The following is a 23,109-nucleotide window of genomic DNA, read 5'->3' on the forward strand; positions in this document are numbered from 1 at the left end:
CCGGCCCACCGCCCGTTCCGCGTCCGTGGTGCAGGCGATGAGAAGGCCGGCGGGGGTCGCCCGCCGGCCGTGGTCGTTCCCGGTTCAGAGCAGGACGAGCGAGCGCCCGCCCTGGTGCGCCGCCAGGCGGTCGAAGGCGCCGGCGACCCCGTCCAGCGGGATCCGGTCGCTCACCAGTGCACCGATGTCCATCCGCCCGGCCCGCACGTGGTCCAGCAGCACCGGCACGTCGCGCTCGGCCGTGGCGTTCCCGTGCAGGCAGCCGACGAGCCGTCGCGCCGAGTGGAACAGTTCCAGCGCGGTGAAGGAGACCCGGTCGTCGCGGCCGCCGGCGCCGACCACCGTCACGGTGCCGCCCCGCCGCGTGCAGTCCCACGCCTGACGGACCGTCGCCGCGCCGCCGACGCACTCGATGGCGTGGTCGCAGCCGCGCCCGTCCGTCAACTCCCGTATCTCCTCCAGCAGATCGGGCGACGCGGGGAGGAAGTGGGTGGCGCCGCTCTGCCGGGCGGCCTTCTCCTTGTCCGCCGAGGCGTCGACCGCGACGATCGTTCCGGCGCCGACCAGCCGCAGGGTCTGCAGGGCGATCCGCCCGACCCCGCCGACGCCGAACACCACGGCCGACTGGCCGGGCCGCACCCGGGCGCAGTTGACGACCGCGCCGAACCCGGTCAGGGCGGCGCAGCCGAGCAGCGCGGCGACCTCGGGCGGCACGTCGGAGGGCACCTTGACGACCCCCGATTCGGGCAGCACGGTCTCCTCGGCGAAGGCCGCGACGCCCAGGCCCGGGTAGACCGGGGTCCCGTCGGCGAGCCGGCCGTACGGCTTGCGCGAGACCAGGTCGGAGTACGAGCAGAGGTAGGGCTCCCCGTTCCGGCAGAAGGCGCACGACCGGCACGGCGCCCGCCAGTTCAGCACCACGTGGTCGCCCGCCCGGACGTGCTCCACGCCGGAGCCGACCTCCGTCACCACGCCGGCGCCTTCGTGGCCGAGCACCGCGGGCGTCTTGTGCGGGAGCGTTCCGCGGTGGAGCGACAGGTCGGAGTGGCACACCCCGGCCGCGACCAGCCGGACCCGCACCTGCCCCGCGTCCGGGCCGGCCAGGTGCACGTCCTCGACCGAGAGTCCGCCGCCGGCCCCGGTGGTCACCACTGCCCGTGTCATCTACCCACTGATCCTCTCGTCGCCTGCGCGCGTCGCGGTGACGCGCGTCGGGGCCGCCACGGCCGCGCCTACAGCTGCAGGGCCTTGTGGACGGTGAACTCCTCGATCCCGGCCCGGCCGAGCTCCCGCCCGTGACCCGACTGCCGGACGCCGCCGAACGGCGCCAGCGGGTTGAACCGGCCGCCGTTGACGTCCACCTGCCCGGTGCGCATCCGCCGGGCGAAGGCCACCGCCCGCTCCTCGTCCTGCGACCACACGGCGCCCGACAGGCCGTAGGGCGTCCCGTTGGCGATCGCGACCGCCTCGTCCTCGTCGCGGTAGCGCAGCACGGACAGCACCGGCCCGAAGATCTCCTCCTGCGCGATCGACATGCCCGGCTCGACGCCGGCGAAGACCGTCGGCGTGACGTAGTGCCCCACCGGCAGGTCGTCCGGGCGCTCCGGGCCGCCCGCCACCAGCTCGGCGCCCTCGGCGACTCCGGCCCGGATGAAGCCGCGGACCCGCTCCAGCTGGGCGGCCGACGCCAGCGGCCCCAGCCGGGAGTCCGGCGAGCGCGGATCGGCCGGCCGGTAGGCCGCGGCCGCCTGCACGGCGAGCTCGACCGCCTCGTCGTAGCGGTCGGCGGAGACCAGCATCCGGGTCCAGGCGTTGCAGGACTGGCCCGTGTTGAGCATGACGCTGGAGACGCCGGCCGCCACGGCCCGCTCCAGATCGGCGTCGGGGAGGATCACGTTGGCCGACTTCCCGCCCAGTTCGAGCGAGGTGCGCTTCACCGTCCCGGCCGCGAGCGCGCCGATGCGCCGGCCGACCTGCGTCGAGCCCGTGAAGGAGATCATGTCGACGTCCGCGTGGCGGACCAGGGCCTCGCCGGCGAGCGGCCCGGTCCCCGTCACCAGGTTGAACACGCCCGGCGGGAAGCCCGCGTCGTGGACGGCCCGGGCGAGGGCGAGGGCGGTCAGCGGCGTGAGCTCGGAAGGCTTGAGCACCACGGTGCAGCCGACGGCGAGCGCCGCGGCGACCTTGGCCACCACCTGGTGCAGCGGGTAGTTCCACGGGGTGATCGCCCCGACCACGCCGACCGGCTCGCGCAGCACCAGCGAGCTGCCGGCCCGCTCGCTCAGGACCAGGTCGGGAAGCACGCCGAGGTAGGAGTCGAGCACCGCCAGCGGCAGTCCGACGTGCACCTTGCGCGCGATGCGCACCGGCGCGCCCAGCTCGGCGGTGACCGTTCCCGCCAGGTCGTCGGCGCGCTCGCCCAGCGTCTCGCGCAGCCGTTGGAGACACTTCGCCCGCACGGCCGGGTCGCTCCCGGCCCAGGACGGGAACGCCCGTACGGCGGCCGCCACCGCGGCGTCCACGTCCGCCTCGCCGCCCGCCGCCACGGCTCCGATGCACTCGCCGGTCGCCGGGTTCTCCACCTCGATCGGCGGCGCGCCCAGGACGGCCGGCCGCCAGCCGCCCTCCACGTACAAACGGTCAGTCTCGTGCACGGGAAACCTCCGGGACCCCGGGTCGGATCGCCCCACCCTCGCGCAGTCCGCTGAAACGGCGCTGACACCCCGGTCGCAGCCTCAGGCGGTGCCGGCGCCCCGCACGCGCCCGACCTCCTCGGCGAGCAGGACGTCCTGGAGGATTTCGAAGTGGTCGACCCGGCGCAGCCGGAAGGTGTCCCGGATGCCGCGCTGGCGGGCGAGGGCGTTGAGGTCGTTGAAGTTCCGCTCGTAGTGGGTCGAGAAGACCACCTTCACCCCGAGCCGGTGCCCGCGCAGCAGTTCGATCCGCTCCATGAACAGGTCGTACCGGCCGTCCGGCTCCCAGTAGTCCCACACGTCCATCGCGTGCCGCTGGATCTGCGCCAGGTTCTTGGCGCTCACCTTGTGCAGGTACTCGCTCAGGTTCTGGAACTCCACCAGCGTCTCCGGGATCCGGGCGATCCGCTTCAACTCCTCCAGCGGCGAGCCCGGGTCCAGTTGGGAGAGCCCGCGGGAGACCATCATCGTCGAGTGGTTGATGTTCGGATCGAGCAGCAGCACGCCCGACACCGCCGGCTTGCGCGAGGGGTGGTCGCGCCAGAGCTCGCCGAGCCTCAGCAGCATGTCGGCGCCCAGCGAGAACCCCACCAACGTCAGCCGCTTGTCGGGGAATTGGCGGTGCAGGTTGTTGATCGCGCCGTTCACCAGCTCCGCGTGGGTGGTGAGGCCGATCGGGCGGTAGCGGTCGTCCCTGGTCTCCCGCGCGTTGAACCCGAACAGGGTGATCCCCGCCGTGTGCTCCTCGGCGACGTGCATGTACGGCCGGAAGTCGTCGGCGTCCAGCCCGAGCCCGTGCAGCAGGACCACCAGGTGCGGGGACGAGGTCACCCGCTCCAGGTAGTGCAGCTCCCGGCCGATCACCGCCTGGTCGCTCGGCAGGTCGCTCTCGAAGTCGTCGGCCTCGATGTCGAACGAGCGCTCCACGATCCGGCGCGCCGCGTACCGCCGGTGGTCCATCAGCCCCCGGGCCTGCCAGGACAGCGCACCGGCGCTGAGCGCCGTCGCCGCCGCGAGCCCCCAGCCCGACGCGTGCTGGAAGAGCCAGGCGATCGAGCCGCGGACCTGGTCGCTGTAGATCCCGATCGCCACGCTCGCCATCGCGCCGAACACCCCGAGCGGCTTCGACCAGCGCGCCGCCACGCCGGCTCTCAGCGCGCTCCGCACACCGGTGCTCATGAACCCCCGCCCGTTCCGGGCCCGATGACGGCGGCGAGGTCGGCGCCGGCCGTCACCCGCCCGATGAAGTGCGCGTCCTCGGCGTCCGCCAGGTGCAGCGGACGAGGGTCTCCGGCGAGGTAGCCCGTCACCCGGCTGCCCTGCCGGACCAGGTCGTGGCTCGGCTCCATGCTCAGGAACAGCCCCGGGGCGGCCAACTGCCCGACGAGCTCGGCGATCAGCCGCTCGCGGACCTCCCGCTCGTACTGGTACAGCACGAAGTTGCAGGTGATCACGTTGAAGCGGTGGGTGCGCAGGAAGCCGGCCAGCTGCGCCCGGTCGAGGACGTCCAGGGCCGACAGCCGGACCTGGCCCGCCGTCGCGGCGGCGCGCTCCAGCGACCAGACCAGTTCGGACCAGCGGTCCTCGTAGTAGGCCGACGGGCCGTGGCAGGAGCCGACCCAGTCCGTCGTCGGCAGTGGCGCGGCGTCGATGCCGTGCCGGACGGCGAGCGGGATGTCGAGGTACGGCGGGCGCTGCGGGAGCCACGTCAGGTCCGCGGCGAACCGGTCGAACACCTCGCGGTTGTTCAACTGGCGGGGCAGCGCGCCCAGGCCCGTGCCGACGTCGAGGAGCCGGACCTCGTCGACGCCGAAGTGCCGCGCGAAGCCGCCGATCAGCAGCTGCGGCACCAGGAAGCGGCGCGCCCCGGTGAACGAGTTGGAGTGCGAGGTGAGCAGGTCCACCGCCTCGGTCTCGTGGCGGTCGAGCGCCGCGCCGAGCGAGCGCGAGCGCTCCGCGGGGAGGGCCCCGGGCTCGAACACGGACGCCACGTCCGGGTGCGTCGACGCGAGCTGCCGGACGGCGATGCCCAGCAGGGTGATCAGGTGGGAGTCGCTCATGCTGGGCCGCTTGTGCCGGACCGCGGCCAGGATCCGGTCCAGGGCCGGGTCGCTCGACGCCGTCAGGTCCAGCAGGGCCCGGTGGAAGGCGTTCCACCCGTGATGGCCCTGCTGGTGCCCCTGCATCGCCGCCAGCGTGCGGCTGAACGAGGCATGTCGATCACCGGTCACAACTTCCCCCTCCTGGCTTCACGGATCGCATTTCCCCAGGTGCATTGACGATGCGGCCGGTAAATCGATCAAGGAATCCCCCGCGCCCCCGCAAGTCCATCCTTAGATTCCAACCGCCGTCGCGACTCAAACGTCAGAACGAAACCTCCGGGCGCCCGATCTCGCACAGACCTGCCGGAACCCGCTGAAACCACCGGCATTCTGTGGTACCCCTGATTCCACCGAATGCGCCGACCGACGCCGACCGGCCGGCGGTCGATCATCGAACGCTCACGAGAAGGTCCGCCCCTGATGTCCTCAGCGCAATCCCTCGCACAGGTCCGTCCGCGCACGGCCGGGCCGCTCTCCTGCCTCGAACACCGGGCCGACTCCTCGTCGATCGTCGTATTCCTGCACGGCCTCGGCCTGGACGCCCACGACTTCGTCGACTATCTCGCGCACCACGAGGCACAGCACGGCATCGCCGTCACTCTGCACGGCTTCGACCCCGGGCCGCAGCAGGCCTTCCCGCCCGTCGCACTGTCCACCCACATCGCGATGACGGCCGACGCGCTCGCCGCCGTCGCGGCCGAGAATCCCGGCAAACGCATCGTCCTGGTCGGATTCTCGCTCGGCGCCGATCTCGTTCTTCAGCTCGCCGAATTCTGGGCGCAGCACCGCTCCCGCGCGGTGCCGATCGAATCCGCCGTCCTGCTCGATCCGAATGTCAATCAATCGACCATGATGATTTCCCGCCTGTTCGCGGCGGCGGACCCGGCCGATCCGAATCCGACATTCGAGCGACTACGGGAAACGGCCCAGGATCCGGACGCCGAACGCGCCCTCGCCGAATACCTGTCGAAAATCGGCTCGAAGGATTTCGCCCAGCTCCAGCAGCTCTCCCGGGACGTCCTGGCGTACTGGCCGACCAGCGGATACCGCCGGCTGGGCGAACGCCTGGCCACCGTCGCCGATTTCGCCGCGACCACCCGGGTGTTCCTGTCCGCCCCCTACGCGGAACACCTGCCCGGTATGACGGCCGCCGTCCCGTCCCCGGCCGCCACGACCGTTTCCTTCGAACTGACCGCACTCGACCACTTCGGCCTGATCAGCAACGAATCCCTCTCCGCGTTCCTCTCCCACGCCCTCTGATCCGACCCGCCCGAACGCTCCGAAGCCGCACATGCCCGACCGGGCGAGCGGCAGCCACCGCGAGGGGCCGGTGTTCACCGGGGCGGTGCGGGTCGCGGCGCCGTTCGCCGTGGATGTGGACCTCGGTACGGGGTGAGCCCGGAGGTCACTCGTCCTTGGGGTCGGGCTGCTCGGTGAAGTCGATCTTCTTGAAGCGGGCGTTCATGGACTTCAGGAGGAACCAGGTGGCGATGCCGAGGACGGCGAAGACGACGAAGCCGAGGAGGCCGGGGGTGACCTTGGTTTCGTCGAGCGCGAGGTCGGCGGCGAGCTGGGTGACGTTCACGGGGGTGCTCATTCGTCCATGGTGACCCGGCCCTACGCGGGCCGGGTCACCGGGGGGTGGTACGGGGTTACTTCCGGAGGCCGGCGAACAGGTCGGTCTCCGGGAGGTCGGTGTCGACCAGCGACTTCGCGAGTTCGTAGTCCTCGGTGGGCCAGACGTCGCGCTGGATGTCGATCGGGACGCGGAACCACGGGCCGTCGGGGTCGATCTGGGTGGCGTGGGCGATCAGCGCCTTGTCGCGGATCTCGAAGTACTCGCCGCACTCGACCCGGGTGGTGATCTCCCGCTCGGCGCGACCGGACTTCTCCCAGCCCTCGATCCACTCGCCGTAGGGCGAGTCGTGGCCGTTGTCGGTGAGGTAGGCGTGCAGGGCGCGGATGCGGCCCATCGGGAAGCCGTGGTTGTAGTAGAGCTTGAGCGGCTGCCAGGGCTCGCCGGCCTCGGGGTAGGCCTCCGGGTCGGCGGCGGCCTCGAAGGCCGCCATGGTGATCTTGTGGGTCATGATGTGGTCGGGGTGCGGGTAGCCGCCGTTCTCGTCGTACGTGGTGATCACGTGCGGGCGGAACTCGCGGATCAGCTTGACCAGGGTGCCCGCGGCCACGTCCACGTCCTCGAGGGCGAAGCAGCCCTCGGGCAGCGGGGGCAGCGGGTCGCCCTCCGGCAGGCCGGAGTCGACGTAGCCGAGCCAGGCCTGCTGGACGCCGAGGATCTCCCGGGCGGCGTCCATCTCCTTGCGGCGCACTTCGTGGATGTTCTCCTCGACCCACGGGTCGCCCTGCAGCTTGGGGTTGAGGATCGACCCCCGCTCGCCCCCGGTGCAGGTGGCGACCAGGACCTCCACCCCCTGGGCCACGTACATCGCCATGGTGGCGGCGCCCTTGCTGGACTCGTCGTCCGGGTGCGCATGCACCGCCATCAACCGCAACTGCTCGCTCAACGCCTGGGTCCCTTCCAGGTACAGGTATGTCCGCTTCCGTCGGGCCGGCTCCCCCGCCGCCTGTGGCGCGGACGTGCCCCTCCTATAGTGACGGACTGGAGGGCGCGTCCATTCCCGCGGACGGCCGAACGCTTCTCCGCGAAAGGACCGAGCCGCACCATGGACCAGAGCCCTACGCCCCAGCCGCCCCTGGCGCCCCCCGCGGGCCGCTACAGCCGGGCCGACGACCGGACCACCGACCGTCGGCTGCGGATCGCCGGCGCGGTGTTCGGCGTGCTGCTGGTGGGCCTGATCGCCTGGCTCGGCGGCTCGTACCTGCTGCGCGAGACGAAGCTGAACGGTACGGTGCCGACCTTCCAGACGGTGTCCGACAGCGAGGTGCAGCTGCAGCTGTCGGTGCGCAAGAGCGACGGCACCTCCGGGGTGTGCACGGTCCGCTCGCAGGGCGCGGACGGCGCGGTGGTCGGCCAGTCGGACTTCCAGGTCCCGGCCCAGGGCACCACCTACGACAAGGTCGTGACCCTGCGGACCACGTCCCGCGGTTCCACCGCCGAGCTGCTCGGCTGCACCCCCGACAAGTAGGGACACCCGCCGAGGGCCTTTGCTCCGCTCACCCTTTCGAGCGCATAGTCGAAGGAGCGGCACGCCCTCGGCGCCCGCGGCCCCTCCCGCCCGTGCGGAGAACTTGTTAGGCTCGTGATTTCGCCCCTTCCCTGCCGAACGGCACGGAAGCGGGCGTTGCTTTGCATCTGCCCAGAAAATCGACCACTGCTGCCGAACCACCCTCGCAGCAGCGCCAGCACCGACGAGGAGCACCCTGTGACCCAGACCAACGATGACGTGACCTGGCTCACTCAGGACCACTACAACAAGCTCAAGGCCGAGCTTGACCACCTGACCGGGCCCTGGCGCATCGAGATCGCCCAGAAGATCGAGGCCGCGCGCGAGGAGGGCGACCTCAAGGAGAACGCCGGCTACCACGCGGCCAAGGACGAGCAGGGCAAGACCGAGGCGCGGATCCGTCAGCTGTCGCAGCTGCTGGAGCGGGCGAAGGTCGGCGAGGCCCCGGCCGACTCCGGCGTGGTGGCCCCCGGCATGCTGGTGAAGGTGGCCTTCGACGGCGACCTGGACGACACCATGGAGTTCCTGCTGGCCTCCCGCGAGGTCACCGACGGCGACATCGACGTGTACTCGCCGCAGTCGCCGCTGGGCCGCGCCATCACCGGCAAGTCGGTCGGCGAGGACGCCGTCTACGAGCTGCCGAACGGCAAGAAGGCCGGCGTGAAGATCGTCGACGCCAAGCCGTTCTCCGGCTGAGCCTCGCGCCCGACGACGGACGGCCGCTCCCCCGGGTGGGGGGAGCGGCCGTCCGGTCGTTTCCGGCCCCGGAGGGTCAGCCCGCGGCGCGGCGGTACTTGCGCACCGACAGCCAGGAGAACAGCACCGTGATGATCAGCGACCAGCCGATCGACACCAGCACGGCGTGCTGCATCGGCCAGACGTCGGGGGCGAGGCCGAGCTGGTTGCCGAACAGGCTGCGGCAGGCCTGCACGGTGGCGGAGAACGGGTTCCAGTAGGCGATCGGCTGCAGCCAGCCCGGCATCGAGCTGACCGGCACGAAGGCGTTGGAGATGAAGGTCAGCGGGAACAGCCAGATCAGGCCGGCCGAGGTGGCGGCCTCGGGGCTGCGCACCGACAGGCCGATCAGCGCGCCGATCCAGGAGAACGCGTAGCCGAGCAGCAGCAGCAGGCCGAACGCGGCGAGCGCCTTCAGGAAGCCGTCGTGGATCCGCCAGCCGACCAGCAGCGCGACCAGGGCGAGCACCACCACGGTGATCGCGGTCTGCACCAGGTCGGCGAGGGTGCGGCCGGTGAGCACCGCGGCGCGGGACATCGGCAGCGAGCGGAACCGGTCGACCAGGCCCTTGGTCATGTCCTCCGCGATGCCGGCCGAGGCGCCGGCCACCGCGAAGGTGACGGTCTGCGCGAAGATGCCGGCCATCAGGTACTCGATGTACACCTCGTGGCTGGGCGTGGCGCCGGGGATGGCGATCGCGCCGCCCATCACGTACGAGAACAGCAGCACGAACATCACCGGCTGCATGAGGCCGAACACCACGATCTCGGGAATCCGGGTCATCCGGCGCAGATTGCGCTTGGCGACCACCCAGGAGTCGTGCAGCATCGCGGGCAGGCCGCGCCGGGGGGTGACGGGGACCGGGCCGATCGCCGCGTCGGGCAGTGCGGTGGTCATCTCAGGCGTCCTTCCCGTGGCCGCGGCGGCCCTTCTTCGCCGGGTGCTCGCCCTCGTCGGCGGTGTTCTCGTCCTCGGTGGCGTGGCCGGTGAGGGAGAGGAAGACGTCGTCGAGGGTGGGGCGGCGCAGGCCGATGTCGTCGATCTCGATGGAGCGGGCGTCCAGTTCGCGGATGGCGTCGGCGAGGACCTTGGCGCCGCCGCTGACCGGGACGGTGATCCGGCGGGTGTTCTTCTCGACGGCCGGGTCGCCCTTGGCGAACGGGGTGAGCGCGGCGATCGCCTCGGGGACCAGGTCGGGGCGGTGCACGACGACCTCGATGCGCTCGCCGCCGATCTGGGCCTTCAGCTCGTCGGCGGTGCCGCGGGCGATCACCTTGCCGTGGTCGACCACCGCGATGTCGTGGGCGAGGCGGTCGGCCTCCTCCAGGTACTGGGTGGTGAGCAGCAGCGTGGTGCCCTGCTCGACCAGGGTCTCGATGACCTCCCACAGTGCGAGCCGGTTGCGCGGGTCGAGGCCGGTGGTGGGTTCGTCGAGGAACATCACCGGCGGGCGGACCACCAGGGCGGCGGCCAGGTCGAGGCGGCGGCGCATGCCGCCGGAGTAGGTCTTGGCGGTGCGGTCCATCGCGTCGGAGAGGTTGAACCATTCGAGCAGTTCCAGCGCCCGCTTCTTCGCGTCGCGGGCGCTCATCTGGTAGAGCTCGCCGACCATCTGGAGGTTCTCGCGGCCGGTGAGGTACTCGTCCACGGCGGCGTACTGGCCGGACAGGCCGATCAGGCTGCGCACCCGGTTGGGGTGCTTGAGCACGTCGACGCCGGCCACGGTGGCCCGGCCGGAGTCGGGTTGGAGCAGGGTGGTCAGAACACGCACCGCGGTGGTCTTGCCGGCGCCGTTGGGGCCGAGCAGTCCGAGCACGGTGCCTTCGGGGACGTCCAGGCTCACGCCGTCGAGGGCGCGTACGTCACCGAAGGTCTTGACCAGGTTCTCGGCTTCGATGGCTGCCGCCATGGTCCTGCCTCATCTCCCTGGAGTCGGGGGGCGGAATCGGTGGACGAGTGCGTTTTGGGCGCAGATCACCCACTCTGTTACCCGAGCCCGCAGACGGCAAGCTCGCGATACATCGCAAGATGCTGCCATTCGCGATATATCGCGTCAACCCGATCGGGTGAGCCGGATTCCGGCGCCGCGGTTCAGTACCGCGGCTCAGCGCTGCGGCTCCGCGCCGCGGTTCAGTGCGAGACCACGAAGCCGTCCTCGCGCAGTTCCCCGATCACCGCCGCGCAGTGCTCCGGGCCCTTGGTCTCCAGGTGCAGGTCCACCTCGACCTCGGTCAGGCCCAGCTGCGGGTCGATCCGCACGTGCGCGACGTCCAGCACGTTGGCGTCGACCCGGGTCAGCACGCCCAGCAGGTCCGCCAGCGCGCCGGGCTTGTCGGCCAGCCGCACCCGCAGCGACAGGTAGCGGCCGGCCGCGGCCAGGCCGTGCCGCAGCACCCGCTGCATCAGCTGCGGGTCGATGTTGCCGCCGGACAGCACTCCCACCACCGGGCCCTCGAACCGGCCCGGCTCGGCCAGCAGCGCGGCGATCGGCGCCGCCCCGGCGGGCTCGACCACCAGCTTGAGCCGCTCCAGCCCGACCAGCAGGGCCCGGGACAGCTCGTCCTCGGAGACCGTCCGCACCCCGTCCGCCAGCGATTCCACCACCTCGAACGGGATGTCGCCCGGACGGCCGACCATGATCCCGTCGGCCATGGTGGAGAACCGCTCCAGCGAGACCGGGCGGCCCGCGGCCAGCGACGGCGGGTACGCCGCCGCGGCGGCCGCCTGCACGCCGATCACCCGGACGTCCGGACGCAGCGCCTTGATCGCGATCGCCACGCCGGCCAGCAGCCCGCCGCCACCGGTGCCGACCAGCACGGTGCGCACCTCGGGGCACTGCTCCAGGATCTCCAGGCCGACGGTGGCCTGACCGGTGATCACGTCCCAGTGGTCGAACGGGTGGATGAAGACCGCGCCGGTCGCGTCGGCGTACTCGCGGGCCGCCCGCAGCGCCTGGTCGACGTTGGCGCCGTGCAGCCGCACCTCGGCGCCGTACTCGCGGGTGGCGGCGACCTTCGGCAGCGGCGCGGCGAGCGGCATGAAGACGGTGGAGCGCACGCCGAGCAGCGCGGCGGCCAGCGCCACGCCCTGGGCGTGGTTGCCGGCGCTGGCGGCGACCACCCCGGCGGCCCGCTCCACCGGCAGCAGGCCGGCGATCCGCAGGTAGGCGCCGCGCAGCTTGAACGAGCCGGTGCGCTGGAGGTTCTCGCACTTCAGGTGGACGGGAGTGCCGGCCACCCCGGACAGGTACCGGCTGCTCTGCATGGGGGTGACCCGGGCCACCCCGGCGAGCATCTTCTGTGCGCCCCGGACGTCGTCCAGCGTGATCGGCCAGTTCTGCATGAAGATCAGCCTAGGTCCGGACGGTTCCGGTGCCGGCCCGGCGCGCGTACGCTGCTGGGCACGAGTCGCCCGCACCACCACGTGAGCCGCGATGAGCCCTTCCCTGCCCGACGTGCCCGACGCCCCCGATCCCGACCCCGATTGCCGACTCCCCTACCAGGTCGCGGTGTTCGCCCGGCGGCTCAGCGCCGTCGGGGAGCTCGACCGGGCCGCGTTCCTGTTGCTGGACCAGCTCGCCGCCGGCGGGCCGGCCAATGTGAAGACGCTGGCGGCCGCACTGGGCGTGGACTCCTCCACGGTGACCCGGCAGGCCGCACCGCTGCTGCGCGAACGGCTGCTGGCCCGGGTGCCGTACCCGGCGGACCGGCGGGCGGTGCGGCTCGCGCTGACCCCGCTCGGGGCCGGCCGCCTGGCGCAGGTGCGCGAGCGGCGGCGGCGGCTGATCGCCGAGTTGACGGCGGGTTGGACGCCGGACGAGCGCACGCTGTTCTGCGCACTGCTGGCGCGGTTCAACGATGGCCTGCGCGACCGGCGTTGAGCCCGGCCCGCCGCACCGCGCAGAACGGCATCGAGCCCGGGGCGGTTCAACGGCGATCCGCACGGCCGCCGTTGAACCGCCCCGGAACGGGTCAGCCGAGCGCCTGCTCCAGGTCGGCGAGCAGGTCGGCGGCGGACTCGATGCCGACCGAGATGCGCACCAGGTCGGCAGGCACCTCCAGCGGGGAGCCGGCCGCGGAGGCGTGGGTCATCCGGCCGGGGTGCTCGATCAGCGACTCGACGCCGCCGAGCGACTCGCCGAGGGTGAACAGCTGGGCGCGGTTGCACACGTCGACGGCGGCCTGCTCGCCGCCGGCCACGCGGAACGACACCATGCCGCCGAACGCCTTCATCTGCTTGGCGGCGACGTCGTGCCCGGGGTGGGTGGGCAGGCCCGGGTACAGCACCTGCGTCACCTTCGGGTGGGCGGACAGCAGTTCGGCGATCCGGGCGGCGTTGTCGGAGTGCCGGTCCATCCGGACGCCGAGGGTCTTGATGCCGCGCAGCACCAGCCAGGCGTCGAAGGGCCCGGCGACGGCGCCCATCGCGTTCTGGTGGTAGCCGACCTCCTCGGCGAGGCCGGCATCGGCGACCACCAGGGCGCCGCCGACCACGTCGGAGTGGCCGCCCATGTACTTGGTGGTGGAGTGCACGACGACGTCCGCGCCGAACGACAGCGGCTGCTGCAGGTAGGAGCTGGCGAAGGTGTTGTCGACGATCAGCCGGGCCCCGGCGGCGTGCGCGATCTCGGCGACCGCGGCCAGGTCGGTGATGCCGAGCAGCGGGTTGGACGGGGTCTCCACCCACACCGCGCGGGTGTTGGGGCGGATCGCCTCGCGGACCTTCTCCGGGTGGTGGGTGTCGGCGACGGAGAAGTCGACGCCCCAGCGGGTCAGCACCTTGGCGAACAGCCGGAAGGTGCCGCCGTAGGCGTCGTTGGGGATGACGATGTGGTCGCCGGGCTTGAGGAGGGTGCGCAGCAGGGTGTCCTCGGCGGCCAGGCCGGAGGCGAACGCGAAGCCGCGGGAGCCGCCCTCGATCGCGGCCAGGCACTCCTCCAGGGCGGTGCGGGTGGGGTTCGCGGAGCGGCTGTACTCGTAGCCCTCGCGCAGTCCGCCGACGCCGTCCTGCTTGTAGGTGGACACCTGGTAGATCGGCGTCACGACTGCCCCGGTCCGGGGGTCCGCTTCCTGGCCCGCGTGGATGGCGAGGGTCTCGAAGCCGTGGGAAAGCTGATGCTCGGTCATGCCATTGAGCCTAGTGCGGCGGACGGATCACGGGCAGCGGTTGGGCGGGTGCGTCGTGGCAGCACGTCAGGTTGCCGTTCCGTCACCTCAATCGCCTCGCAAAAGGCCAGGTCGTACCGCTACGATCTGCCAGCCGCACACATGATCGACACTTGGGGGCGCGGAATGTCCACCGAGCGCACCGGCATGCGCACATCCACCCGGGCCCTGCTGGCGGTCACGCTGCTCGCCGGGTTCTACCTGCTCGCGGCGGCCATCGTGGTCGGCCTGATCTGGCTGAACGTCGAACTGGTCGTCACCTCCGACCGCTTCCACTCGGCCATGGTCAAGCTCTGGCTGCTCAGCGCCGCCATCGCCTACCCGGTGCTGCGGGTGGTGTTCCTGACCCGCCGCAAGCGCGACGACAGCCACGACGGCCTGCCGCTGACCCGCGAGGAGCAGCCCGAGCTGTGGGCCCGGGTCGACCGGATCGCCGAGGCCACCGGCGTCCGCGGTCCGGCCGAGATCCGCCTGGTGCCGCAGGTCAACGCCGGCGTGTACGAGGAGACCAAGCTGCTCGGCCTGATCCCCGGCCGCCGCCACCTGATCATCGGCGCCCCGCTGCTGATCGGACTGACCGAGGCCGAGCTGGACTCGGTGCTCGCCCACGAGTTCGGCCACTACGCCAACAACGACGTCCGCCTGTCGGGTGTCACGGTGGCCGGCCGCACCGCCATCGGGCACACCATCGCCACCCTGCACCGCCGCGCCGACCAGCACGTGGCCGACCGGGCCGCCGAGATCGCCGACGACAACGCCTACCGGAAGGCCCGCGGCCGCAAGGCCAGCGACGAGGACGCCGGCAACGGCGGCATCGAGCGCTACCTCGCCAAGTTCTTCACCCTGTACGCCAAGCTGTACTTCCGGGTCTCCGAGTCGATCAGCCGCAGCCAGGAGTACGCCGCCGACCGGCACGCCGCCCGGATCGCCGGCCGCGACGCCACCGCCTCCGCGCTGCGCCGCCTCCCCGCGCTGGACGCCGCACAGAGCTTCTACCTGGACAGCTACGCCACCATGGGCGTGGGCGCCGGTCTGCTCCCGCTGCCCGGCCAGTTCTTCGGCGGCCTGGGCCGCCTGCTGGCCGACCCGGAGCGCCGCGAGGAGCTCGCCGAAATGGGCCTGGACCTGCCCGACGAGCAGCCCGACCCGTACGACTCGCACCCGCCGATCCGCCGGCGGGTCGCCGTGATCGAGGCCCTGCCGGACAGCCCGGGCCTGCCCGGACTCGGCGAGAACCGGCCCGCGCTGGGGCTGCTGCGCGACCCGCAGCAGCGGCTGGCCGAGCTGGAGACGCTGGCGCTGCGGCCGGAGGCCGCGCAGATGCGCCGCCTCGACTGGCCGGACCTGGTCCACGAAACGATGCTCGCCCACGCCCGCGAGAACGCCCAGCCCGTCCTGCGCGCCCTCACCGACAGCGGCCTGCACGGCACCGTCGAGGCGATGCTGGACGCACTGGACGCCGGGCGCTCGGAGGAGATCGCCAGGCGGCTGCCGCAGAGCGAGGAGGCCGCGCAGGCCACCGGCCGGGCCGCCCGCGAGTTCCACCGCCCGCTGCTGCGGAGGGCCCTGCAGTCGCTGACGGTGCTCGCCCTGGCCTCGCAGCAGCTGGCCCGCTGGGAGCTGTCCTGGGGCCACCCGGCCGCCCTGGCGCTGTCCGACGACACCGCCGAGCGGCTGCCCGTCGCACTGGACGCCGCGGTCGCCGACGCCCCGGACACCGCCCCGCTGCGCACCCTGCTCGCCGAGCTCGCCGCCCCGGCCGGCGTGCAGTCCTGACGTCCCGCCACTCCTGGAGCTGAACCACCCGATGGCCCGTCTGATCGTCATCGTCCCGCTGGTCCTGCTGGTCGGCTTCAAGCTGGCCACCTGGCTGATGGAACGCCGCACCGCCAAGCTGAAGACCGCCACCGAGGACGCGAAGGCCACCATCGCCCGGGTCGAGGAGGCCACCCGCCCGGTCATCTACCCGACCGACCACGGCATGCTCCACCGGGACGACCTGTTCGTCGACCCGGGCCTGAGCGGCCCGGACGTGGACGCCGCGCTGGCCGCGGTGAAGGACGGCGACTGGCGCCCGGCCGCCGAACTCCTCGCCGCGGCCGCGGGCGACCACGACCGCCGCCGGGGCCTGCTGCGCCGCTTCGCCGAGCCCGCCGCCGAGGACGACGCCTGGCTGCTGGCCTGGCGCGCCGAGCAGCCGGACAGCGCGGACGCCGCGCTGCTCGCCCAGGACGGGCTGATCGCCCTGGCCTGGAACGTGCGCACCAGCAAGCGCGCCCACCAGGTCACGTCGGAGCGCTGGGCCGCCTTCCGCAAGGTGCTGACCGACGCCGAGGCCGCCGCCGCCGAGGCCGTCCGGCTCGCCGACCCGACCGACCCGCTGCCGTACGTCCTGCAGATCCCGCTGGCGATGGGTCAGAGCTGGGACAACGAGCGCTTCCGGGCGCTCTGGCAGGAGATCGTCTCCCGCGACCCGCACAACTTCTCGGCCCACACCGGCGCCCTGCAGTACTGGTGCGCCAAGTGGAAGGGCAGCCACGAGCAGATGCACGCCTTCGCGGACGCCGCGATCGCCGCCGCCCCGGCGGGCAGCCTGCTGACCGCGCTCAAACTGGACGCGTACTTCGAGCAGTTCACCGGGGACAAGGACCCGTACACCTCCCCCGAGGTGCGGGCTGCCGCCGACGCGGTGATCGCCGACCTGGAACTGGCCGACCCTGCGGACCGCCACCGTGCCTACGCGCACGGCTGGCTGGTCTGGGTGCTGGCCCAGTCGGGCCGGGACGCCGACGCGATGCCGCACCTGCGCGCGCTCGGCCCGATCGTCCCCGAGCCGTGGACGTACTGGGAGAACCCGGTCGACCGGTTCGCCGACCGGCGGGTCTACATCGTCACGGCGGCCACCGCGCAGTGACCGCCGTGCCTGGCGCGGACGGCGCCGGGTCACCAGGATGGGAAGCGTCAGCCGCGCCCCCGTCGCCGAGCCCGGCGACGGGGGCACGGGGCGTTGTCGGCCGGAGGTGAGCCGTAATGGCCGGAATGATGCGGATGAGTCTGGACTCCCCCGAGGAGGTCCGCCCGTTCGAAGGCGGCAAGGGCCAGGTGGCGCTGGTGAACCTGAAGGCCGGCGGGGTCGGCCGGGGCGTGTTCGAGCCCGGCTGGCGCTGGTCGCAGCACGTGAAGCCGATCGCCGGCACGGACAGCTGCCAGGCCTCGCACGCCGGGTACGTGATCTCGGGCCGGATGCGGATCGAGATGGACGACGGCCAGGCCGAGGAATTCGGCGCCGGCGATGTGATGATCTGCCCGCCCGGCCACGACGCCTGGGTGCTCGGTGACGTGGCCTGCGTGGTCGTCGACTGGCAGGGCTTCACGGACTACGCGAAGCGGCAGTGACGATCCGGAGCGGTGAAGATCCCGAGCAGTGACGATCCCGAGCAGTGACGATCCGGAGCGGTGAACGCCCTCAGCCGGCCCGCCGCACCTCGTGCATGAAGCAGCCGAACCCGACGGCCCGCACGTGCACCACGGCGGTCTCCGGGTCGTCCAGCAACTCGGCGGCCAGCTCCGGCAGTTCGGCCGGCTCGCCGACCCGGCCGGCGAGGATCCGGCCGTCCGCGGAGTAGGCCCGCACCACCCGCTGCCCGCCGTGGAAGGCGTCCGGCCAGCCGCCGGCGAAGCCCTCGCACGGGTCGGCGTGCACGTACACCGGCCCGGTCTCCAGGTACGGGCCCGGGTCGCAGCCGGTCTCCTCGGCCCAGCGGCGCAGCGGCGCGTAGGACAGCAGGGTGATCCGCTCGCCGGCGCGGGCCCGGGTGAGGCAGCAGCGCAGCGGCGCACCGGCGTCCTCGGTGACGGTGACGGGGTGGCAGCGCCCGCTGTCGTCGAGCCGGCGCAGTTCGGCGAGCGTCCCGGCGGGGATGGCCCGCACGTCGAGGGTGGTGTCGGTGGTGTTCATGCGTCCCAGCCTGCGCCCGCCGCCCGCCGCGTTCCGGCGGATTCCGGACATCGCGTTGGAAGGCCCACGGCCCGCCGCAGCCGGGGCTGCGACGGGCCGTGGGGCGGGGCCGGGCCGACGGGGCGTCAGCCCTTGATGACGGCCGCGAAGTCCTTGATCTCCTGGAAGGACAGGCCGGCCGCGTTCAGGTTCGTGGCCTTCTCGCGGTCGACGCCGGCGGCGGCCAGCTCGGCGTACTGCGCCTCGGTCAGCGGGGCGACCGGGCCGTCGGCCCCCGCGGCGGAGGTGTCGTCGGCGGTGGCCATCTTCATGGCGATCTCCTGGAGCTTGCCCAGGTCGAGCTCGGCGGCGCCGGCGGGCGCGGAGACGGTCGGGGCGTCGACGGCGAAGCCGAGCCGCAGCGGGAGGTGCGCCGCCGGGTCGGGCTTGTCGGCGAGCTGCATCAGGTCGAAGGTGACGGCCTGCGCCTTGCCGCCCTTGATCAGCACGTCTGCGGCGAGCTTGCGGTCCGGCACCTTGGAGAAGTCGTCGGACGGGACCGGCGGGAACGCGGAGATGCCGGAGCCACCGGTGGCGCCGGTAGCCAGCTTCTCGAAGGCCTTCACCAGACCCTCGACCAGCGGACGGGCGGGCGCCGAGACCTGGATGACGTCGGCGTCACCGGACTTGCCCTTCTCCTCCACGGAGATGTTCTTCGACACCACGTCCTTGACCGACTTGCCGAAGCGCTCCAGCTCCGCCGGGTCGAAGCTCGGCACCGCGCCGAGCGCCGGGCCGTTGCCGGTGTCGGCGGACTTCTTCTGCTGCTCGCCGAGCTCCTTGGCCTTCTTCAGGTCCACCGAGACCCACTTGCCGTCGACGGCGTCCTTGAACGCCCCGGCCTCGGCGGGCAGCGAGCCGGCGAACTCGTCGACCCCCTTGGTGTCCTCACCCATGAGCTGGGCGATGCCGCGGGCGTCGACCTTCAGGTACATCTTGCCGCCGACCAGCCGGATGTCGGCGAAGGTCTTGCCGGACTTCTTGGTGCCCAGCGAGTAGGCGAGCGCCACGCCCTTGAGGTCGTAGTCGTTCACCGCGCCGAGGGAGTTGCCGGACTTGAACGCCTCGGTGTCCTTGAGCGGCTTGTCGGCGCTCATCGACACGTTCAGCGTCAGGTCGGAGAGGACGTCGGCGTCCTTCTGCTCGATCGGGTCGTCGACGGCCTTGCCGAACGCGACGATCTGGTCGGCCGTGGCGTCGACGGACAGCTGGAAGCCGACCGACTTGGCGTCGCCGAGCTTCTCGAACGCCCCGGAGAGCTTCTCGCCGGCGGTCAGCTGCTTGACGGTGCCACAGGCGGTGACGCCGGCGGCGAGGAGAACGGCGCCGGCGGTGACGGCTGTACCGGCGCGGACGGAGCGGCGAAGGGCGGTGTTGATGGCTGAACTCCTGTGCCTGAAAGCGGACGCGGGCCCGATCGGCCCTGCCGCGGAGGCAAGCTCAACACATCGACGCATCCCCCCGCATGCGAATTTTTTACCATCCGTTTAGGACATTCACCGGGCCGCCCCCACTCCCGCGCTCCGCCTCCACGGTGCGTCAGATCGCGCTGCCGGCCTTCCAGTCCGCCCAGGACATGTTCCATCCGTTCAGGCCGTTGGACGGATTCACCGTGCGGTCACCGGAGTTGACCACCTCGACCACGTCGCCGACCATCGAGCTCGCGAAGAACCGGGCCGCGCTGGTGTTCGGGTTGCTGCCGCCCTGCACGTCCTGCAGTGCGATGCAGCCGTGGCTGGTGTTGGAGTTGCCGAACTGCGAGGCCGCCGACCAGTAGTTGCCGTGGATGAAGGTGCCGGAGGTGGTGAGCCGCTGGGCGTGCGGCACGTCCGGGATGTCGTACTCGCTGCCGAGGCCCACGGTGGCGGAGTTCATCCGGGTCTGCTGGTAGCGCTCGGAGATCACCATCTTGCCGCCCCAGGTGCGGTGGTCCGGCGACCCGCCGATCACGGGGTAGGTGGCGGTGACCTTGCCGTCGGTGGTGACGGTGAGGGTGTCGGCCTTCAGGTCGGCGACCGAGACCTGGCTGCGGCCGACGGTGAAGGTGACGTTCTTGGACTGGGTGCCGTAGACGCCCTTGGCGCCGGCCACGTCCTTCAGCCGCAGCTTCAGGGTGACGGTGGTGCCCTTGGCCCAGTACTGCGCCGGGCGGAAGTCCAGCCGGGTGGAGTCGAACCAGTGGCCGACGATCTCCACCGGCGGGTCGGCGACCACGGTGATCGCCTGCTGGACGGCCGCGCGGTCGGTGATCGGCTTGTTGAAGTTGATCGACACCGGCATGCCGACGCCGACCGTGGAGCCGTCCTCCGGGGTGAAGTAGCCGACGAAGGTGTTGGCCGGGGAGGCGGTGGAGAAGCTCGCGTTGGCGTCCGCCGGACGCTTCTCCTTGTCCTCGGCGGCGGCCGCGACGGTGTACTGGGTGCCGCTGGCGAGCGCCGCGGTGGACGTCCAGCTCGCGCCGTCGGCGGCCGACTGTCCGGCTATCCGCTTGCCCGTGCTGTCGGTGACGGTGACCGAGGTGAGCGTGCCGTCGGCGACAGTGACGGTGACCGGCTCGGCGAAGGGTGCGGCGGTCGCGCCGTCGGCGGGGGTGATGGTGATCACCGCGACGGACGCCTTCGGGCTGACCGACGGGCTCTCGCCGCCGGCCGCCGGGGCGGTGCCGCCGGAGGCGGGCTTGCCGCCTCCGCCGCTCTGGCAGGCGGCCAGCAGCAGCACCGGGGCGCCGAGCAGTCCGGAGAGCACGCCGCGGCGGCTCCAGTTGCCGCCGAGCGGCCGCTCCTGCTTGTCCGCTGCGGTCACGTCCACGCTCCTCGGTGCCGAGATCACTCAAGATCACTCAAAAATGTGCAGATCATACGAGAGTACTCAACAGGCTGACAGAACGGACAAAGAAGGCCCGGTCCGGAAACTCCCGGACCGGGCCTGAGCGCGAGTCGCGCCGGGGCTCACTGCACCTCGTACTCGTCCCAGCCCTCGTCGTCCGGGTCGTAGTCGGTGGTGGCGGACTCCCAGGTGGCTGAGGCGAGCTCCACCCCGGGGACCTCGCCGAGCAGCGCCACCGGGTCGACGAAGTGGGCGAGCGAACCGGTCGGGTCCACCTCGATCGCCTCGACGGCCTGGGCGCGCTCCTCGTCGTCCAGGTACTCGTCGTCGGCGACCTGGGTCAGGGCGGCGACCTTCAGGGCCTGCTCGTCGGTGATCTCGGCGATCAGCTCGATGGTGAGGCGAACGTAGCGCGGTGCGTCCTGCTCGGGCAGGTCAGTGCTGGTCATGACTGCGAGCGTAGGGGGTCGCACGGCCATCGGGAAACGGCGGCCCGGCCCCCGCACGCGGCGAGGGCCGGCCCGGGCGTCGCCCGGACCGGCCCTGCCGCCTCCGCGTGCACTCCCCCACCCGGGAGTGCGCGGAAGCCGCGCCTCGCGACGCGTGAGCTGCCACGGGTGCCGTCGACACCCTGGGCCTGCCAGGGGCGGGACGACGGCGGCCCCCGCGGACCGGAGCCGGCGGTCGGATCAGGCCGACCGTCGGATCCCCGGTGACCGCGAAGGTCGGAGAGCCGCTCCCGCCCCCGCCGTCACCGTGTTCGGCTTCTCTTGCCGTGCCCACCACAATGCCGGAGCCGTGTTAACCCGATGCTGCGTGCTTGTGACGTCCACGTACCGGCGGGCGGGCACGGCTGACGCAACGTCAGTGGCCGGCCCGGGCGGTCAGGAAGGCCAGCAGGTCCTGGCGGGTGACGATGCCCTGCGGCTTGCCCTCCACCAGCACCACCACCGCGTCGGCCTTCTCCAGCACCGACATCAGGTTGGTCACCGACTCGCCGGAGCCGACCACCGGCAGCGGCTTGGACATCACGTTGTCCAGCGTGTCGGTCAGCTCGATCCGCCCGTTGAACAGGCCGTCCAGCAGCTCGCGCTCGACCACCGAGCCGACCACCTCGCCGGCCATGATGTCCGGGTGGCCGGCGCCCGGGGAGACCACCGGCATCTGCGAGACGCCGAAGTCGCGCAGCACCCGCACCGCCTCGGCGACCGTCTCGCCCGGGTGCATGTGCACGAACTGCGGGATGCCCTCGTGCTCCACCGCGTCCTTGCGGGCCAGCACCTCGCCGATGTGCGCCTCGTCGGCGGCGGTCGGCAGGAAGCCGTAGTCGGCCATCCAGTCGTCGTTGAAGATCTTCGACAGGTAGCCGCGGCCGCCGTCCGGCAGCAGCACCACCACGACGTCGTCCGGCCCCAGCTCGCGGGCCACCTCCAGCGCGGCCACCACGGCCATGCCGCAGGAACCGCCGACCAGCAGGCCCTCCTCCTTCGCCAGGCGGCGGGTCATCTGGAACGAGTCCTTGTCGGAGACCGCGACGATCCGGTCCGCGACCTCGCGGTCGTAGGCGGTCGGCCAGAAGTCCTCGCCGACGCCCTCCACCAGGTACGGACGGCCGGTGCCGCCCGAGTACACCGAACCCTCCGGGTCCGCGCCGACCACCTGGACCTTCCCGCCGGACGCCTCCTTCAGGTACCGGCCGGTGCCCGAGATGGTGCCGCCGGTGCCGACGCCCGCCACGAAGTGGGTGATCCGGCCGTCCGTCTGCTCCCACAGCTCCGGGCCGGTGGAGTGGAAGTGCGACGCCGGGTTCTCCGGGTTCGAGTACTGGTCCGGCTTCCAGGCGTTCGGGGTCTCACGGACCAGCCGGTCCGAGACGTTGTAGTACGAGTCCGGGTGCTCCGGGGCGACCGCCGTCGGGCAGACCACGACCTCGGCGCCGTACGCCCGCAGCGTGTTGATCTTGTCCGTGGACACCTTGTCCGGGCACACGAAGATGCACTTGTAGCCCTTCTGCTGAGCCACGATCGCCAGGCCCACACCGGTGTTGCCGCTGGTGGGCTCGACGATGGTGCCACCCGGCTTGAGCGCGCCCGAGGCCTCCGCCGCCTCGATCATCCGCATCGCGATCCGGTCCTTCACCGAACCGCCGGGGTTGAAGTACTCGACCTTCGCCAGCACGGTGGCGCTGATGCCCTCGGTGACCTTGTTGAGCTTCACCAACGGGGTGTCGCCGACCAGCTCGATGATCGAATTGTGGTACCGCACGGGGGTCCTCCCGGTCCATGGCAGCCCTGATTGCCGAAACCCCCAGCCTAGGGCCCCCTTCCCACCCACCGTGCCCATCCGTCCCATGTCTCCCACCCCACCCGAACAAACCGCTCCCGGCGGGGGTCGACACTCCGCCCCCGCCGAACAACAGCGCTCCGAGGGGGCACTCCGCCGCACAG

22 protein-coding genes are annotated in these 23,109 nt (G+C 72.1%); 7 read left to right on the forward strand and 15 right to left on the reverse strand.

Going from position 1 to position 23,109, the window contains the following annotated elements; translation table 11 throughout:
* Positions 1–84: 84 nt before the first annotated feature.
* The 4 genes from ACI1MP_RS16065 to ACI1MP_RS16080 all read right to left on the reverse strand — a co-directional run bounded on the left by ACI1MP_RS16065 (position 85) and on the right by ACI1MP_RS16080 (position 4,924).
* Positions 85–1,164, reverse strand: a complete 1,080-nt coding sequence (locus tag ACI1MP_RS16065) for a zinc-binding dehydrogenase (RefSeq protein WP_380334861.1) — start codon at positions 1,162–1,164, stop codon at positions 85–87.
* Between the two features lie 68 nt (positions 1,165–1,232).
* Positions 1,233–2,654, reverse strand: coding sequence for an aldehyde dehydrogenase family protein (locus tag ACI1MP_RS16070; RefSeq protein WP_380334858.1), 1,422 nt, complete (start codon positions 2,652–2,654; stop codon positions 1,233–1,235).
* Between the two features lie 81 nt (positions 2,655–2,735).
* Positions 2,736–3,872, reverse strand: coding sequence for an alpha/beta fold hydrolase (locus ACI1MP_RS16075; RefSeq protein WP_404868895.1), 1,137 nt, complete (start codon positions 3,870–3,872; stop codon positions 2,736–2,738).
* Positions 3,869–4,924 (reverse strand): hypothetical protein, encoded by a 1,056-nt coding sequence (locus ACI1MP_RS16080; RefSeq protein WP_380334852.1) that lies wholly within the window; start codon positions 4,922–4,924, stop codon positions 3,869–3,871. Before ACI1MP_RS16080 ends, ACI1MP_RS16075 begins: the two co-directional genes overlap by 4 nt.
* A 291-nt stretch (positions 4,925–5,215) precedes the next feature.
* On the opposite strand from ACI1MP_RS16080, the gene ACI1MP_RS16085 reads away from it, so the two are divergent.
* Positions 5,216–6,055, forward strand: coding sequence for an alpha/beta fold hydrolase (locus ACI1MP_RS16085; protein ID WP_380334849.1), 840 nt, complete (start codon positions 5,216–5,218; stop codon positions 6,053–6,055).
* 145 nt (positions 6,056–6,200) lie between these two features.
* On the opposite strand, the gene ACI1MP_RS16090 is transcribed toward ACI1MP_RS16085, so the two are convergent.
* Complete coding sequence (locus ACI1MP_RS16090) at positions 6,201–6,392, reverse strand: hypothetical protein (RefSeq protein ID WP_043915807.1); 192 nt, start codon at positions 6,390–6,392, stop codon at positions 6,201–6,203.
* Between the two features lie 55 nt (positions 6,393–6,447).
* A complete protein-coding gene (mca, locus tag ACI1MP_RS16095) occupies positions 6,448–7,317 on the reverse strand; it encodes a mycothiol conjugate amidase Mca (RefSeq protein ID WP_043915806.1) in 870 nt (289 codons plus the stop codon).
* A 159-nt stretch (positions 7,318–7,476) separates the two neighbouring features.
* Between mca and ACI1MP_RS16100 the strand changes: the two genes are divergently transcribed.
* Both ACI1MP_RS16100 and greA read left to right on the forward strand, forming a co-directional pair.
* Positions 7,477–7,899: a DUF4307 domain-containing protein gene (locus ACI1MP_RS16100; protein WP_100588780.1), complete on the forward strand. Its 423-nt coding sequence runs from the start codon at positions 7,477–7,479 to the stop codon at positions 7,897–7,899.
* A gap of 237 nt (positions 7,900–8,136) precedes the next feature.
* On the forward strand, positions 8,137–8,634 hold the full coding sequence (gene greA, locus ACI1MP_RS16105) for a transcription elongation factor GreA (protein ID WP_100588779.1): 498 nt from the start codon (positions 8,137–8,139) through the stop codon (positions 8,632–8,634).
* 76 nt (positions 8,635–8,710) lie between these two features.
* On the opposite strand, the gene ACI1MP_RS16110 is transcribed toward greA, so the two are convergent.
* From ACI1MP_RS16110 to ilvA, 3 genes are all read right to left on the reverse strand, one after another.
* Positions 8,711–9,571: an ABC transporter permease gene (locus ACI1MP_RS16110; protein ID WP_404868896.1), complete on the reverse strand. Its 861-nt coding sequence runs from the start codon at positions 9,569–9,571 to the stop codon at positions 8,711–8,713.
* 1 nt (position 9,572) lies between these two features.
* Positions 9,573–10,583, reverse strand: coding sequence for an ATP-binding cassette domain-containing protein (locus ACI1MP_RS16115; protein WP_380334844.1), 1,011 nt, complete (start codon positions 10,581–10,583; stop codon positions 9,573–9,575).
* 221 nt (positions 10,584–10,804) lie between these two features.
* Positions 10,805–12,016, reverse strand: coding sequence for a threonine ammonia-lyase (gene ilvA / locus ACI1MP_RS16120; protein WP_380334841.1), 1,212 nt, complete (start codon positions 12,014–12,016; stop codon positions 10,805–10,807).
* Positions 12,017–12,107: 91 nt separating this feature from the next.
* Between ilvA and ACI1MP_RS16125 the strand changes: the two genes are divergently transcribed.
* Complete coding sequence (locus ACI1MP_RS16125; RefSeq protein ID WP_100588775.1) at positions 12,108–12,554, forward strand: MarR family winged helix-turn-helix transcriptional regulator; 447 nt, start codon at positions 12,108–12,110, stop codon at positions 12,552–12,554.
* 91 nt (positions 12,555–12,645) lie between these two features.
* On the opposite strand, the gene ACI1MP_RS16130 is transcribed toward ACI1MP_RS16125, so the two are convergent.
* Entirely contained in the window at positions 12,646–13,800 is a 1,155-nt protein-coding gene (locus tag ACI1MP_RS16130; RefSeq protein WP_043915800.1) for a cystathionine gamma-synthase, read from the reverse strand.
* A gap of 165 nt (positions 13,801–13,965) precedes the next feature.
* On the opposite strand from ACI1MP_RS16130, the gene ACI1MP_RS16135 reads away from it, so the two are divergent.
* From ACI1MP_RS16135 to ACI1MP_RS16145, 3 genes are all read left to right on the forward strand, one after another.
* Positions 13,966–15,615, forward strand: a complete 1,650-nt coding sequence (locus tag ACI1MP_RS16135; protein WP_404868897.1) for a M48 family metalloprotease — start codon at positions 13,966–13,968, stop codon at positions 15,613–15,615.
* A 31-nt stretch (positions 15,616–15,646) separates the two neighbouring features.
* The gene (locus ACI1MP_RS16140; RefSeq protein ID WP_404868898.1) at positions 15,647–16,753 is read left to right on the forward strand and encodes a hypothetical protein; all 1,107 of its coding nucleotides are present in this window, start codon (positions 15,647–15,649) and stop codon (positions 16,751–16,753) included.
* Positions 16,754–16,869: 116 nt separating this feature from the next.
* Positions 16,870–17,235: a cupin domain-containing protein gene (locus ACI1MP_RS16145; RefSeq protein ID WP_380334830.1), complete on the forward strand. Its 366-nt coding sequence runs from the start codon at positions 16,870–16,872 to the stop codon at positions 17,233–17,235.
* Between the two features lie 70 nt (positions 17,236–17,305).
* Here ACI1MP_RS16145 and ACI1MP_RS16150 read toward each other — a convergent pair whose 3' ends face one another.
* The 5 genes from ACI1MP_RS16150 to ACI1MP_RS16170 all read right to left on the reverse strand — a co-directional run bounded on the left by ACI1MP_RS16150 (position 17,306) and on the right by ACI1MP_RS16170 (position 22,927).
* Positions 17,306–17,797 (reverse strand): DUF1203 domain-containing protein, encoded by a 492-nt coding sequence (locus ACI1MP_RS16150; RefSeq protein ID WP_380334827.1) that lies wholly within the window; start codon positions 17,795–17,797, stop codon positions 17,306–17,308.
* Between the two features lie 125 nt (positions 17,798–17,922).
* Complete coding sequence (locus ACI1MP_RS16155; protein ID WP_404868899.1) at positions 17,923–19,293, reverse strand: hypothetical protein; 1,371 nt, start codon at positions 19,291–19,293, stop codon at positions 17,923–17,925.
* Between the two features lie 82 nt (positions 19,294–19,375).
* Complete coding sequence (locus ACI1MP_RS16160) at positions 19,376–20,644, reverse strand: Ig-like domain-containing protein (protein ID WP_404868900.1); 1,269 nt, start codon at positions 20,642–20,644, stop codon at positions 19,376–19,378.
* A gap of 140 nt (positions 20,645–20,784) precedes the next feature.
* On the reverse strand, positions 20,785–21,111 hold the full coding sequence (locus ACI1MP_RS16165) for a hypothetical protein (protein WP_043915795.1): 327 nt from the start codon (positions 21,109–21,111) through the stop codon (positions 20,785–20,787).
* A gap of 415 nt (positions 21,112–21,526) precedes the next feature.
* Complete coding sequence (locus tag ACI1MP_RS16170; protein ID WP_100588768.1) at positions 21,527–22,927, reverse strand: cystathionine beta-synthase; 1,401 nt, start codon at positions 22,925–22,927, stop codon at positions 21,527–21,529.
* Between the last annotated feature and the right edge of the window lie 182 nt (positions 22,928–23,109).

Source organism: Kitasatospora griseola (assembly GCF_044999035.1).
GTDB classification, from domain to species: domain Bacteria; phylum Actinomycetota; class Actinomycetes; order Streptomycetales; family Streptomycetaceae; genus Kitasatospora; species Kitasatospora griseola.